Here is a 12306-nt window from a genome sequence, read left to right as displayed (position 1 = left end):
TGAGCTCCGCAGGCGCGATATCAATGAATTTAAGCCGACTGGCAGCAAAGGCGCAGGATTGTAGCGCAGTGCGGCGAAGGCGCCCAAACACACGGTGTGACAAAGGGCTGCAGCCCGTCGGTAATGCGTGTTTCAGGGCCTTCGGTCGTCGGCCCGATTTTTTAACCCGTGCCCAGTGGCGGTGCACCGCTCTATAATGCTCGGCAGTTTTCCGTCCCCAGTACAGGTATCTCCTATGAAACGTCCAAGTGGTCGCGCTGCCGATCAGCTCCGCTCGATCCGCATTACCCGCAACTACACCAAACACGCCGAGGGATCCGTACTGGTCGAATTCGGTGATACCAAAGTCATCTGCACCGTCAGCGTCGAAAATGGCGTGCCGCGTTTCCTCAAAGGCCAGGGCCAGGGCTGGTTGACCGCTGAGTACGGCATGCTGCCTCGCGCCACTGGCGAGCGTAATCAGCGTGAAGCCAGCCGTGGCAAGCAGGGCGGCCGCACACTGGAAATCCAGCGCCTGATCGGCCGTTCACTGCGCGCTGCGCTGGACATGTCCAAGCTGGGCGACGTGACGCTGTACGTCGACTGCGACGTGATCCAGGCTGACGGCGGTACCCGTACTGCTTCCATCACGGGCGCCATGGTTGCGCTGGTCGACGCACTGAAAGTGATCAAGAAGCGTGGCGGCCTGAAGGGCGGCGATCCGCTCAAGCAGATGATCGGCGCTGTGTCTGTGGGCATGTATCAGGGCGAGCCAGTGCTGGATCTGGACTATCTTGAAGATTCCGCGGCCGAGACTGACCTCAATGTGGTGATGACCAGTTCCGGTGGCTTCATCGAAGTGCAAGGTACGGCTGAAGGCGCGCCGTTCCAGCCTGAAGACCTTAACGCCATGCTGGAACTGGCCAAGAAAGGCATGAACGAAATCTTCGAACTGCAAAAGGCTGCACTGGCCGACTGAGCAGGTTCGAAGCCGCAAGGAGAACGCGATGAGTGATGAGCAAGAGTTGCTGCCCAAGCCAAGCCAGGAGGTTCGTCAATGGGCAATGTTTTGTCACTTGTCCGCCTTGCTGGGGTTCTGGATTCCGTTTGGGAGCCTGATTGGGCCGCTGATCTTGTGGCAGATGAAGCGCGAGACGGATCCGTTCATCGATGCCCAAGGCAAGGAAGCGCTTAATTTCCAGATTACCGTCGCGATTGCCTCGGCGATCTGCCTGTTGCTGATGTTGCTGGTGATCGGCTTCTTCCTGTTTGGTTTGTTGGCCATTGGTGCGCTGGTACTGACGATCATTGGGGGCGTGAAGGCCAATGAGGGCTTCCCGTACCGCTATCCGTTCACTTGGCGATTGATCAAATAACGATCAATGCGCTCCCCTCGTGTGAGCGGCCGATGATGTTCGCAATGCGTTAAAACAACTGCCCTGACTTGTCAGGGCAGTTGTATTTTTGCAACTGAATTAACGTCTTTGATGTGTAGGAAAAATCTGGCTGCGATCAGCGGTAGTGTGGGTTTATATATAACTATCGTTTCTACACTTTTAGTCACAACTGCAATGGTTCAGTGTCGTTCATGTACTTGGCAATAAGACTGGCCGATTGTTAAAGTTGCTGCACGTCATATTTCGTTAGAAATATTTCGATATATTCAAGCCATCGAAGGTCCTTGAATCAAAAGCAATCAGTGTTGAGAAAATCAGCCGATTCAATAGGCGTGCCCAGGTAAAAAGTTCGCCTCTGAATATATAGCCAAGAATAATCCCAATGATTCAGCTCGATTTTTATGGAACGCTCGTGGCCGCCTCTTTAGTGTTGCTACTGGGGCGCGGACTTGTTACTCGTGTTGGTTTTTTGCGCAACTACAATATTCCCGAACCCGTAGCCGGTGGCCTGGTAGTTGCCTTGGCGCTTCTGTTAATGCGCACGCTTGATATTGAAGTGCGCTTCGACACTTCGCTGCAAACGCCCTTGATGCTGGCGTTTTTCGCCACCATTGGCCTGAGTGCGGATTTCGCCAGCCTGAAGAGGGGCGGTCGCGTCGTTGCGATATTTCTACTCGCGGTTGCCGGGCTTCTGGTCGTGCAGAACGCCATGGGAATCGCAATGGCCACAATGCTCGGACTCGATCCGCTGATGGGCCTGCTGACAGGTTCCATCACCCTGGCGGGCGGTCACGGTACTGGCGCCGCGTGGGGAACGGTATTCAGTGAGAAGTACGGTCTGGCTTCCGCCTCGGAGTTGGCGATTGCCGCTGCGACCTTTGGCTTGGTGCTGGGTGGTTTGATTGGAGGCCCGGTTGCTCGTCTGCTGATCAAGCGTGTGCAAGTGCCCGGTTGCAAAAGTCAGGACGCGCCTCGGCTGCCCAAAGGCTTTGAGCAGCCAAACAAGGAGCGCTCGATTACGCCGTTTTCATTTATCGAAACGCTCGCGCTGATCGCGGTCAGTCTTTTGGCTGGCAATCTGTTGAATGGCTGGTTGCAGGGGACAGCGTTCGAGTTGCCGACGTTTGTTTGTGTCCTGTTCGTGGGTGTGGTTTTGCGCAATGGGCTTTCGGCGCTGGGCCTGTATCAGGTATTCGAGCGTGAGGTCTCGGTGCTGGGCAATGTCAGCCTGTCGCTGTTTTTGGCTATTGCCCTGATGTCGCTCAAACTATGGGATCTGGCGGCGCTGGCGTTGCCGATCTTCATCATCTTGGCGATGCAGGCCTTGGTCATGGCGCTATTTGCGATTTTCGTAACGTTCCGAATGATGGGCAGCAATTACGATGCGGCCGTGCTGGCGTCAGGGCATTGCGGTTTTGGTCTCGGTGCGACGCCAACGGCCATTGCCAACATGCAGGCGGTAACGCAGCGCTACGGACCGTCGCAGATAGCGTTTTTGGTGGTGCCCATGGTGGGAGCGTTCTTCATCGACATCATCAATGTCATCGTGATCAAGTTGTACCTGGTCCTGCCGTTTTTTGCTGTGGTCTGAGGTTCGGACTGCTTGAATCCGAGACATAAAAAATGCCCGTATCTTGCGATACGGGCATTTTTTCAACTGTGAATCGACGCTTAGATGGTCAGCGTCCAATCGTAGTCGACGATCAGCGGCGCATGCTGCGAGAACCGTGGCTGACGCGGCAGGCGTGCACTGCGCACAAAGCGCCGTAGGCCTGGGGTCAGGATCTGGTAATCGAAGCGCCATCCCAGATTCAGCATCTCGGCCTGTTCGTTGTCCGGCCACCAGCTGTACTGGTCGCCTTCACGGCTGACTTCACGCAGGGCATCGACATAGCCCATGTTGCCGACAATCTCGTCCATCCAGGCGCGTTCTGGCGCCAGGAAGCCCGGGGATTGCTGGCTGTCGCGCCAGTTCTTGATGTCTAGCTTCTGCTGCGCAACATACAGCGAGCCACAATAAATGTACTCGCGACGTTTGCGCCGCTGTTTGTCCAGGTACTTGCCGAAGTCGTCCATGAGCTTGAACTTCTGGTTCAAGTCCTCATCGCCGTTCATCCCCGAAGGAAGCAGCAAGGTGGCAATACTGACTTTGTCGAAATCTGCTTGCAGGTAGCGCCCGTAGCGGTCGGCCGTCTCGAAACCGAGACCGCTGATGACAGCCTTCGGTTGCAACCGCGAATACAAAGCCACGCCACCTTGGGCAGGGACTTCAGCATCGCAGGCATAAAGGAAGTAGCCATCCAGTTGGAAGGCTGGGTCATCCAGTTCAAAGGCGGAGGCACGGGTGTCCTGCAGGCAGATGACGTCGGCATTCTGTGCTTGCAGCCAACTGAGCAAACCACGCTCGACTGCAGCCTGAATACCATTGACGTTCACACTGATGATCCGCATAAATGGCCCCAAAAATCGCGTGCGTGTATGATACACGGCGTCAAGCTAATTAGCTAAATCCGTGGTATTTGGGGTTTTTTTCATGCAAGCGTATCAGCGCGATTTCATTCGTTTTGCCATCGATCGCGGCGTTTTGCGCTTCGGTGAGTTCACCCTGAAGTCCGGGCGCACCAGTCCTTACTTCTTCAACGCCGGCCTGTTCAACACGGGCTCGGCCTTGGCCCAGCTAGGGCGCTTCTATGCCGCAGCCATTGCCGAAAGCGGTATTTCCTTCGGCGTTTTGTTTGGCCCCGCCTACAAAGGCATCCCGCTGGCGGCGACCACTGCTGTCGCACTGGCCGAGCATCACGACCGTGACCTGCCATGGTGCTTCAACCGCAAAGAAGCCAAGGCCCACGGCGAAGGCGGCAGTCTGGTCGGCGCTCCGCTGACGGGCGACGTGCTGATCATCGACGACGTGATCACCGCTGGCACCGCGATCCGCGAAGTGATGCAGATCATCGCTTCCCAGGACGGCGCCAAGGCCGCCGGCGTGCTGATCGCCCTGAACCGTCAGGAGCGTGGCAACGGTGAGTTGTCGGCAATCCAGGAAGTGGAGCGCGATTTCGGCATTCCGGTGATCAGCATTGTTTCGTTGAATCAAGTGCTGGAGTTCCTCGCTGACGATCCGCAGCTCAAGCAGCATTTGCCAGCCGTGGAAGCGTACCGCGCCCAGTTCGGCGTCTGATCGCTGAAAGCAGGCAAAAAAAGACCCCGCTCAGTCTGGCTGAGCGGGGTCTTTTCGTTTGCGCGACTGCTTACGGACGCTTGCGATTGCTGATCAGCGTACCCACACCGGTGTCGGTGAAGATTTCCAGCAGGATCGCGTTCGGTACGCGACCGTCGATGATCAGCGAGCTGCCCACGCCACCCTGAACCGCTTCCAGTGCACAGCGGATCTTCGGCAGCATGCCGCCGTAGATGGTGCCATCGGCGATCAGGTCGTCGACCTGTTGGGTGCTCAGGCCGGTCAATACCTGGCCAGACTTATCCATCAGGCCGGCGATGTTGGTCAGCAGCATCAGTTTCTCGGCCTTCAGCGCTTCGGCGACTTTGCCGGCCACCAGATCTGCGTTGATGTTGTACGACTCGCCGTTTTCACCCACGCCGATTGGTGCGATCACCGGGATGAAGTTGCCTTTGACCAGCAGGTTCAGCAGTTCGGTGTTGATCCCGACCACTTCGCCCACCTGACCGATGTCGATGATTTCCGGCTGGGTCATCTCCGGGGTCTGGCGGGTGACGGTCAGCTTCTTCGCGCGAATCAGCCCGGCGTCTTTACCGGTCAGGCCGATGGCGCTGCCGCCATGACGGTTGATCAGGTTGACGATGCTTTTGTTGACTTGGCCGCCGAGGACCATTTCCACCACGTCCATGGTCGCGGCGTCGGTGACGCGCATGCCATCGACGAAATGGCTTTCGATCGACAGGCGCTTGAGCAGATCACCGATCTGCGGGCCGCCGCCGTGCACGACCACCGGGTTGATGCCCACGGCTTTCATCAAGACGATGTCGCGGGCAAAGCCGGTTTTCAGCTCCTCGCTTTCCATCGCGTTGCCGCCGTATTTGATCACCAGGGTCTTGCCGACATAACGTCGGATGTAAGGCAGCGCTTCGGACAGGACCTGGGCGGTGTGGGCGGCGGCTTCGCGTTCGAGGGTCATTCAGGGCTCCGGGTGGATCAGAACGGTAGTTGGAGATCAGGTGCAACGCGTTTCAGTTGGGCGTGGAACACATCTTTGATGCGCTGCAATTCAGCCTCGTCATCGGCCTCGAAGCGCAGCACCAGCACCGGTGTGGTGTTGGACGCGCGCACCAGGCCCCAGCCTTTGGCGTAATCGACCCGCACGCCGTCGATGGTGGTCAGGTCAGCGCCTGCGCCCCACTGTGCGTCGTGCAGAGCATCAATGATGCTGAATTTGCTCTCTTCGGTCACATGGATATTGATTTCAGGCGTAGAAATATCGTTCGGGAAGGTCGCAAACAGCTCTTCGGCGGTGGATTTTTCCTTGCTGAGGATTTCCAGCAGCCGTGCGGCGCTGTAAATGCCGTCATCGAAACCGAACCAGCGCTCCTTGAAGAAGATGTGCCCACTCATCTCACCGGCCAATAGAGCGCCGGATTGTTTCATTTTCTTTTTGATCAACGAATGACCAGTCTTCCACATGAGCGGTCGACCGCCGTATTCCTTGATCAGCGGTACGAGGCGGCGGGTGCATTTGACGTCGAAGATGATTTGCGCGTCAGGGTTGCGTGCCACCACGTCACGGGCGAACAGCATCAGCAAGCGATCGGGATAAACGATGCTGCCGGTGTTGGTCACCACGCCGACACGGTCACCGTCGCCGTCGAAGGCCAGACCGATGTCGGCGTTGGTTTCCTTGACCTTGGCGATCAGGTCGACGAGGTTCTCAGGTTTGCCCGGATCCGGGTGATGGTTGGGGAAATTGCCGTCGACTTCACAGAACAGCGGGATGACTTCGCAGTTCAGCGCTTCGATCAGTTGCGGAGCGATTACGCCGGCCGCGCCGTTGCCGCAGTCGACCACGACCTTCATGCGACGGGCCAGTTTGATGTCCTGGACGATTTCGGTGTTGTAACGGTCGAGGATTTCGACCTCGGTGACGCTACCCGGACCGCTGCTCAGATTGTTGGTCTTGAGGCGTTCGTGCAAGGCCTGGATCTGTTCGTTGGCGAGGGTGTCGCCGGCGATCACGATCTTGAAGCCGTTGTAGTTCGACGGGTTGTGGCTGCCGGTGAGCATCACCCCGGATTTGCCGGCCAGGACGTTGGCGGCATAGTAAAGCGCGGGGGTTGGCACCAGGCCAACATCGCTGACGTGGCAGCCGCTTTCGGCGATGCCGCGGATCAGTTCGGCCACCAGTTCCGGGCCGGACAACCGACCGTCGCGGCCGACGGAGACGTTCGGCTCGCCCTGAGCAAGGCTCTGCGAACCTATGGCACGGCCGATCCAGTAAGCGGTTTCAGCATTGAGGAATTCCGGCACGGTGCCGCGAATGTCATAGGCGCGAAAGATGCTGTCGGGAAGCTGTGGGGCAAGCTTGGCGGGGGTGCTCATCTGCGGAAGTGCTCCATCTCGAAAGTGGCGGGACAGACCGACGATTCACTCGGCGGCAGGCTCAAACTGAAGGGTATGACGGCGTTTTTCACAGAGAGTTCGTGGTGTGAAAGGGCCATGACGCCTCGTCTGGCGTGGCTTTACGCCGGCAAAACCCTGATTTTCGGTGTTAAACCTTTCAGATGATCGGCCTGAAATTTCCCCCTCTGCAGGAGCTGCCGAAGGTGGCGACAGCTCCTGCGTGGATCATTGGGTGCCGGTGTGGCCAAAACCGCCAGTGCCGCGCTCGGTTTCGACAAACGCTTCAACCATTTCGAAATGCGCCTGCACCACGGGCACCAGCACCAGTTGCGCCAGACGTTCGCCGACGGTCATGGTGAAGTCGGTCTGGCCACGGTTCCAGCAGGACACCATCAGCGGACCCTGGTAATCGGAGTCGATCAAGCCAACGAGGTTGCCCAGCACAATGCCGTGTTTGTGGCCCATTCCCGAGCGCGGCAGGATCAGGGCGGCGAGGTTCGGGTCGCCGATGTAAACCGACAGACCGGTAGGGATCAGCACGGTTTCACCCGGTTTGATCACGATGTCCTGTTCCAGCATGGCGCGCAGGTCGAGGCCGGCGGAGCCCGGGGTGGCGTATTGCGGCAGCGGGAATTCGGTACCGATGCGTGGGTCGAGGATCTTGGCTTGCAAAGCGTGCATGTAAATTAAACCTGGTTCAGACGTTCGGCGATAAAAGTGACCAGTTGGCGAGCGATCTTGCTCTTGCTGGTCTGGGCGAAAACCGTGGCGTGCAGCTCACGGTCAATCACGCTGCAGGCGTTTTCTTCGCTGTTGAAACCGATGCTCGGGTTGGCGACGTCGTTGGCGACGATCAGATCGAGATTCTTGTCCTTCAGCTTGCGTGCAGCGTAGTCGAGCAGGTGTTCGGTCTCGGCGGCGAAGCCGACACTGAACGGACGGTCGGGACGGGTCGCGATGGTGGCGAGGATATCCGGGTTACGCACCATTTGCAGGACGAAGCCGTCACCGCTCGTAGGATCTTTCTTGAGTTTTTGCGGGGCGACGACTTCCGGACGGTAGTCCGCTACCGCTGCCGAGGCGATGAACACATCGCACGGGATGGCCGATTCGCACGCGGCGAGCATGTCGCGGGCGCTGACCACGTCGATGCGCGTGACGCGATCCGGGGTCGGCAGATGCACCGGGCCGCTGATCAGCGTGACACGGGCGCCGGCTTCCACCGCCGCTTCGGCCAGGGCAAAGCCCATTTTTCCGGAGCTGTGGTTGGTGATGTAGCGCACCGGGTCGATGTTTTCCTGAGTCGGACCGGCGGTGATCACCACATGTTTGCCGGTCAGCGCCTGGCGCTCGAAGCAGTCCGCCGCGCATTGGGCCAGATCGGTGGCTTCCATCATGCGGCCCATGCCGACATCGCCGCAGGCCTGGCTTCCGGAGGCCGGGCCGAAAGTCTTCAGGCCACGGCTCTCCAGCCGTTGCAGGTTGGCTTGGGTCGCCGGGTCGCGCCACATCGCTTGATTCATTGCCGGAGCGACAGCCACGACAGCGTCGGTGGCCAGCACCAAAGTGGTCAGCAAATCATTGGCAATACCTTGAGCCAGGCGCGCGATCAGGTCGGCGGTGGCCGGGGCGATCAACACCAGATCAGCCCATTTCGCCAGCTCGATGTGGCCCATCGCCGCTTCGGCGGCCGGGTCGAGCAAATCCAGATGAACCGGGTGCCCGGACAAGGCTTGCATGGTCAGCGGGGTGATGAACTCGGCGCCGCCGTGGGTCATGACCACGCGCACTTCGGCGCCCTGGTCGATCAGGCGACGAACCAGATCAGCGCTCTTGTAGGCCGCGATACCGCCGCCGACGCCCAGAACGATGCGTTTCCGATACAGCCGCTGCATAGGTCTGCCTTTCATATCGTGGGTGACATACGTGGCGAAACCCCCTCCCCAGGGTGAATTCGCCCGCAAAAAAGATGGGCTACGATATCACAGCGACCGCTACGGAACAGCGGCGCCCACAGACAGGGAAGTGCTATGAGTATTCGTGATTGGCCTGCGGCGGAACGGCCGCGGGAAAGGTTGTTGGAACACGGTGCGGCGAGTCTTTCGGACGCTGAGTTGTTGGCTATTTTCCTGCGGACCGGATTGCCCGGAGTAAGCGCGGTGGATCTGGCACGACAACTGTTGACTCGGTTCGGCAGCCTGCGTTTGCTGCTTGAGGCCGATCAGGACGCATTCAGCAAACAATTGGGCCTGGGGCCAGCGAAGTTTGCTCAGTTGCAAGCGGCTCAAGAAATGAGCAAGCGTCATCTGGCCGAGCGATCACGGCAGAAACCGGCGCTGGAAAACCCTCAAATCGTTCGTGATTACCTGAAATCCATGCTGCGCCACGAGCCTCACGAAGTGTTTGGTTGTCTGTTTCTCGACTCCAAACATCAAGTGCTGACATTTGAGGCGCTGTTTCGCGGCTCGATCGACAACACCAGCGTGCATCCCCGGGAAGTGGTGAAACGGGCCCTTGCAAACAATGCTGCGGCCGTGATCCTGTGCCACAACCACCCGTCAGGAAACTCTGATCCCAGTCAGGCGGATCGGCTGCTGACCAAGCGCTTGCAAAAGGCGCTGGAGCTGATTGATGTGCGGGTGCTGGATCACTTCATCGTCGGCGACGGGGAGCCGTTGTCGATGGCGGAGAGTGGCTGGATGTAAATCTGGCGGGGCGATGCAAACCCCCTGTGGGAGCGGGTTTGCTCGCGAAGGCGGTGGGTCAGTCAATAAACGTGTTGGCTGAACCGACCCCTTCGCGAGCAAGCCCGCTCCCACGGTGGGGGATGTGCTGTGTCAGGTTACTTGAGCGTGACCTTGGAGTAGTCCTGCCGTCCAAACGGGCTGACGGCGTAGCCCTGGACATCCTTGCGCGTCAACGCGAAGGCCGTCGGGTGCGCCAGCGGCAGCCATAGCGCCTGCTGCTGGATCTGCGCCTGTGCCTGCTCGTAGAGCTTGCTGCGCACGCCTTGCTCGCTGGTGGTCTTGCCCGCGCTGATCAGCTTGTCCAGATCGGCATTGCAGTAGCGGGCGAAGTTGGTACCAGATTTGACCGCCGCGCAGGAAAACTGCGGCGTGAGGAAGTTGTCCGGGTCGCCGTTGTCGCCAGCCCAGCCCATGAACAGCAAGTCATGCTCGCCGGCCTTGGCGCGGCGAATCAATTCGCCCCATTCGATCACGCGGATTTCCGCCTGAATGCCGATTTCCGCCAGGTCCGATTGCAACATCTGCGCGCCGAGGCTTGGGTTGGGGTTGAGCAGGCTGCCGGACGGACGCGTCCAGATGGTGGTCTGGAAGCCGTCCTTCAAGCCTGACTTGGCCATCAGATCCTTGGCTTTCGCCACGTCGTAAGGATACCCCGGCAGGTTTTTCGCATAGCTCCAGGTGTTCGGCGGATAAGGGCCGTTAGCCGCTTCGGCGGTGTCTTCGAACACGGCTTTGATGTAGTTGGCCTTATCGAAGGCAAGATTGATTGCCTGGCGCACTTGCGGCTTGTCCAGTGGTGGATGTTGGCTGTTGATGCCAACGAAAGCAGTCATGAACGCGTCAGTCTTTTCGACTTTCAGCGTCGGCTCTTTCAGCGCTGCCTGCACGTCCAATGGCTTCGGCGACAAAGCGATCTGGCACTCGTTGCGCCGCAGTTTTTGCAGGCGCACGTTGGCGTCCGGGGTGATGGCGAAGATCAGTGGATCAACCGATGGCTTGCCAGCGAAATAATCCGGGTTGGCCTTGTAGCGGATCGAGGCGTCTTTCTGGAAACGGGCGAACACGAACGGGCCGGTGCCGATCGGTTGGCTGTTGAGCTTTTCCGTCGCGTTGGCCTTTAGCAATTTTTCAGCATATTCGGCGGAATAAATCGAGGCGAAACCCATGCTCAGGGTTGCCAGAAAGGTCGAGTCCGGGTGATCGAGGGTAAAACGCACGGTCAGCGGATCCAGTGCGTCGATTTTCTTGATCAGCGCTGGCAACTGCATCGACTGAGCATGCGGAAAGCCACTCTGGGCGACTTTGTGCCACGGATTGGCAGGGTCGAGCATGCGGTCAAAGCTGAATTTGACGTCTTCTGCTGTCAGTTCGCGGGTCGGCTTGAAGTAATCGGTCGTATGAAACTTCACCTGCGGGTGTAGCTTGAACACATAAGTCAGGCCATCGGTACTGACTTCCCAGCTGTCGGCCAGGCTCGGGACGACTTTGCCGCTGGCCGTGTCGAAGTCCACCAAGCGGTTCATCAGTACGTCGGCCGAGGCGTTGGTGGTGGTCAGTGAGTTGTACTGCACCACGTCGAACCCTTCAGGGCTGGCCTCGGTGCAAACGCTCAGCGCGGCGGCCTGGGCCAGAGGGCTCAGCAGGAGCGGTGCGAGCAGCAGGGGTAGGGCAGCGAGGCGCATGGTCGGTTTCCTTTTACAGATCGAAGGCCCATCTGCAAGTGCAGTCTGGAAAAGGCCTACCCTAGAGGTCTGGATTACAAATGACTATCCCCATTTTGCATTTTCAGGGCACAGTGCTATCCGTTTTTCAGACTGCGTGGCTTCGTAAAAAGTCCGAAACGCCCGCGCAGACGTTTTTCTGCGACGAGCGGTCAAAATCGATGCCGGCCTTTATCCAAAGCGTTCGCAGCCTGAAAAAGCGCCTTTTTACCGATTGATTGCACACCGATTGTTGTTGCTTCCCGGTCTTTCTGGTATAAAGCAGCGCTCTTTTCTAGGGGCCCGGTTCCTTCACTGTAGGTGTAGCCGGTAAGACCTCTAAAGAAACGCGGCGCCTGGCGCCAAATGACTGAGAGATTAAGCGGCCAACCCATGCCGGGTTGGGCATGTGGTTTTAGAGGGCTGAGGCATGTCGAGAGTATGTCAAGTTACCGGTAAGGGTCCGGTGACTGGGAATAACATTTCCCACGCAAACAACAAAACCCGTCGTCGTTTCCTGCCGAACCTGCAGCATCACCGCTTCTGGGTTGAAGAAGAGAAACGTTTTGTGCGTCTGCGCGTATCTGCCAAAGGCATGCGTATCATCGACAAGCGTGGCATCACTGTCGTGCTCGCCGAACTTCGCCGCGATGGCAAGATTTAAGGGAGCTAATCATGCGTGAATTGATTCGTTTGATCTCGAGCGCCGGTACTGGTCACTTCTACACTACCGACAAGAACAAGCGTACTACCCCGGACAAAATCGAGATCAAGAAATATGATCCGGTTGTTCGCAAGCACGTGATGTACAAGGAAGGCAAAATCAAGTAATTGATTTTTCCCGACTTACAAAAAAGGCCCGTATCTCACGATGCGGGCCTTTTTTGTTGCCT

Annotated in this window: 13 protein-coding genes and 1 pseudogene; 8 read left to right on the top strand and 6 right to left on the bottom strand. The window is 58.2% G+C overall.

Features of this window, described 5'->3' with window-relative positions; all coding sequences use genetic code 11:
• Window positions 1-235: 235 nt before the first annotated feature.
• The 3 genes from rph to gltS all read left to right on the top strand — a co-directional run bounded on the left by rph (window position 236) and on the right by gltS (window position 2967).
• The gene (gene rph, locus K5E40_RS11900) at window positions 236-958 is read left to right on the top strand and encodes a ribonuclease PH (protein ID WP_095187917.1); all 723 of its coding nucleotides are present in this window, start codon (window positions 236-238) and stop codon (window positions 956-958) included.
• A 28-nt stretch (window positions 959-986) separates the two neighbouring features.
• Window positions 987-1355: a DUF4870 domain-containing protein gene (locus tag K5E40_RS11895; protein ID WP_221730897.1), complete on the top strand. Its 369-nt coding sequence runs from the start codon at window positions 987-989 to the stop codon at window positions 1353-1355.
• 403 nt (window positions 1356-1758) lie between these two features.
• Window positions 1759-2967, top strand: a complete 1209-nt coding sequence (gene gltS / locus K5E40_RS11890; RefSeq protein WP_221730896.1) for a sodium/glutamate symporter — start codon at window positions 1759-1761, stop codon at window positions 2965-2967.
• Between the two features lie 80 nt (window positions 2968-3047).
• Here gltS and K5E40_RS11885 read toward each other — a convergent pair whose 3' ends face one another.
• A complete protein-coding gene (locus K5E40_RS11885; protein ID WP_007920349.1) occupies window positions 3048-3827 on the bottom strand; it encodes an exodeoxyribonuclease III in 780 nt (259 codons plus the stop codon).
• Window positions 3828-3909: 82 nt separating this feature from the next.
• Here K5E40_RS11885 and pyrE point away from each other — a divergent pair, with 82 nt between their 5' ends.
• Entirely contained in the window at window positions 3910-4554 is a 645-nt protein-coding gene (pyrE, locus tag K5E40_RS11880) for an orotate phosphoribosyltransferase (protein WP_221730895.1), read from the top strand.
• Between the two features lie 70 nt (window positions 4555-4624).
• Here the strand turns inward: pyrE and argB are convergent, their stop codons facing one another.
• The 4 genes and pseudogenes from argB to coaBC all read right to left on the bottom strand — a co-directional run bounded on the left by argB (window position 4625) and on the right by coaBC (window position 8861).
• Window positions 4625-5530 (bottom strand): acetylglutamate kinase, encoded by a 906-nt coding sequence (gene argB, locus K5E40_RS11875; protein WP_221730894.1) that lies wholly within the window; start codon window positions 5528-5530, stop codon window positions 4625-4627.
• 17 nt (window positions 5531-5547) lie between these two features.
• Window positions 5548-6951 (bottom strand): annotated as a pseudogene (locus K5E40_RS11870) (phosphomannomutase/phosphoglucomutase); the annotation flags it as partial.
• A 240-nt stretch (window positions 6952-7191) separates the two neighbouring features.
• Window positions 7192-7647 (bottom strand): dUTP diphosphatase, encoded by a 456-nt coding sequence (gene dut, locus K5E40_RS11865; RefSeq protein ID WP_221730892.1) that lies wholly within the window; start codon window positions 7645-7647, stop codon window positions 7192-7194.
• A 5-nt stretch (window positions 7648-7652) separates the two neighbouring features.
• On the bottom strand, window positions 7653-8861 hold the full coding sequence (gene coaBC, locus K5E40_RS11860; RefSeq protein WP_221730891.1) for a bifunctional phosphopantothenoylcysteine decarboxylase/phosphopantothenate--cysteine ligase CoaBC: 1209 nt from the start codon (window positions 8859-8861) through the stop codon (window positions 7653-7655).
• Between the two features lie 135 nt (window positions 8862-8996).
• Here coaBC and radC point away from each other — a divergent pair, with 135 nt between their 5' ends.
• Window positions 8997-9671 (top strand): RadC family protein, encoded by a 675-nt coding sequence (radC, locus tag K5E40_RS11855; RefSeq protein WP_221730890.1) that lies wholly within the window; start codon window positions 8997-8999, stop codon window positions 9669-9671.
• A gap of 137 nt (window positions 9672-9808) precedes the next feature.
• On the opposite strand, the gene K5E40_RS11850 is transcribed toward radC, so the two are convergent.
• Window positions 9809-11395: an ABC transporter substrate-binding protein gene (locus K5E40_RS11850; protein WP_221730889.1), complete on the bottom strand. Its 1587-nt coding sequence runs from the start codon at window positions 11393-11395 to the stop codon at window positions 9809-9811.
• An 80-nt stretch (window positions 11396-11475) separates the two neighbouring features.
• Here K5E40_RS11850 and K5E40_RS11845 point away from each other — a divergent pair, with 80 nt between their 5' ends.
• The 3 genes from K5E40_RS11845 to rpmG all read left to right on the top strand — a co-directional run bounded on the left by K5E40_RS11845 (window position 11476) and on the right by rpmG (window position 12244).
• Window positions 11476-11652: a hypothetical protein gene (locus tag K5E40_RS11845; protein ID WP_221730888.1), complete on the top strand. Its 177-nt coding sequence runs from the start codon at window positions 11476-11478 to the stop codon at window positions 11650-11652.
• Window positions 11653-11843: 191 nt separating this feature from the next.
• Complete coding sequence (gene rpmB, locus K5E40_RS11840; protein WP_007920377.1) at window positions 11844-12077, top strand: 50S ribosomal protein L28; 234 nt, start codon at window positions 11844-11846, stop codon at window positions 12075-12077.
• Between the two features lie 11 nt (window positions 12078-12088).
• A complete protein-coding gene (rpmG, locus tag K5E40_RS11835) occupies window positions 12089-12244 on the top strand; it encodes a 50S ribosomal protein L33 (RefSeq protein WP_016772554.1) in 156 nt (51 codons plus the stop codon).
• The last annotated feature ends 62 nt before the right edge of the window (window positions 12245-12306 follow it).

It is taken from the genome of Pseudomonas baetica (assembly GCF_019733355.1).
Classification (GTDB): Bacteria; Pseudomonadota; Gammaproteobacteria; order Pseudomonadales; family Pseudomonadaceae; genus Aquipseudomonas; species Aquipseudomonas baetica_A.
Note: the sequence above shows the minus strand (reverse complement) of the source record. Positions and strands in the feature narration are given on the sequence as shown.

Coding starts and splice junctions, on each gene's coding strand:
- rph (WP_095187917.1), top strand. CDS start 236: ATGAAACGTCCAAGTGGTCGCGCTGCCGATCAGCTCCGCTCGATCCGC.
- K5E40_RS11895 (WP_221730897.1), top strand. CDS start 987: ATGAGTGATGAGCAAGAGTTGCTGCCCAAGCCAAGCCAGGAGGTTCGT.
- gltS (WP_221730896.1), top strand. CDS start 1,759: ATGATTCAGCTCGATTTTTATGGAACGCTCGTGGCCGCCTCTTTAGTG.
- K5E40_RS11885 (WP_007920349.1), bottom strand. CDS start 3,827: ATGCGGATCATCAGTGTGAACGTCAATGGTATTCAGGCTGCAGTCGAG.
- pyrE (WP_221730895.1), top strand. CDS start 3,910: ATGCAAGCGTATCAGCGCGATTTCATTCGTTTTGCCATCGATCGCGGC.
- argB (WP_221730894.1), bottom strand. CDS start 5,530: ATGACCCTCGAACGCGAAGCCGCCGCCCACACCGCCCAGGTCCTGTCC.
- dut (WP_221730892.1), bottom strand. CDS start 7,647: ATGCACGCTTTGCAAGCCAAGATCCTCGACCCACGCATCGGTACCGAA.
- coaBC (WP_221730891.1), bottom strand. CDS start 8,861: ATGCAGCGGCTGTATCGGAAACGCATCGTTCTGGGCGTCGGCGGCGGT.
- radC (WP_221730890.1), top strand. CDS start 8,997: ATGAGTATTCGTGATTGGCCTGCGGCGGAACGGCCGCGGGAAAGGTTG.
- K5E40_RS11850 (WP_221730889.1), bottom strand. CDS start 11,395: ATGCGCCTCGCTGCCCTACCCCTGCTGCTCGCACCGCTCCTGCTGAGC.
- K5E40_RS11845 (WP_221730888.1), top strand. CDS start 11,476: ATGACTATCCCCATTTTGCATTTTCAGGGCACAGTGCTATCCGTTTTT.
- rpmB (WP_007920377.1), top strand. CDS start 11,844: ATGTCGAGAGTATGTCAAGTTACCGGTAAGGGTCCGGTGACTGGGAAT.
- rpmG (WP_016772554.1), top strand. CDS start 12,089: ATGCGTGAATTGATTCGTTTGATCTCGAGCGCCGGTACTGGTCACTTC.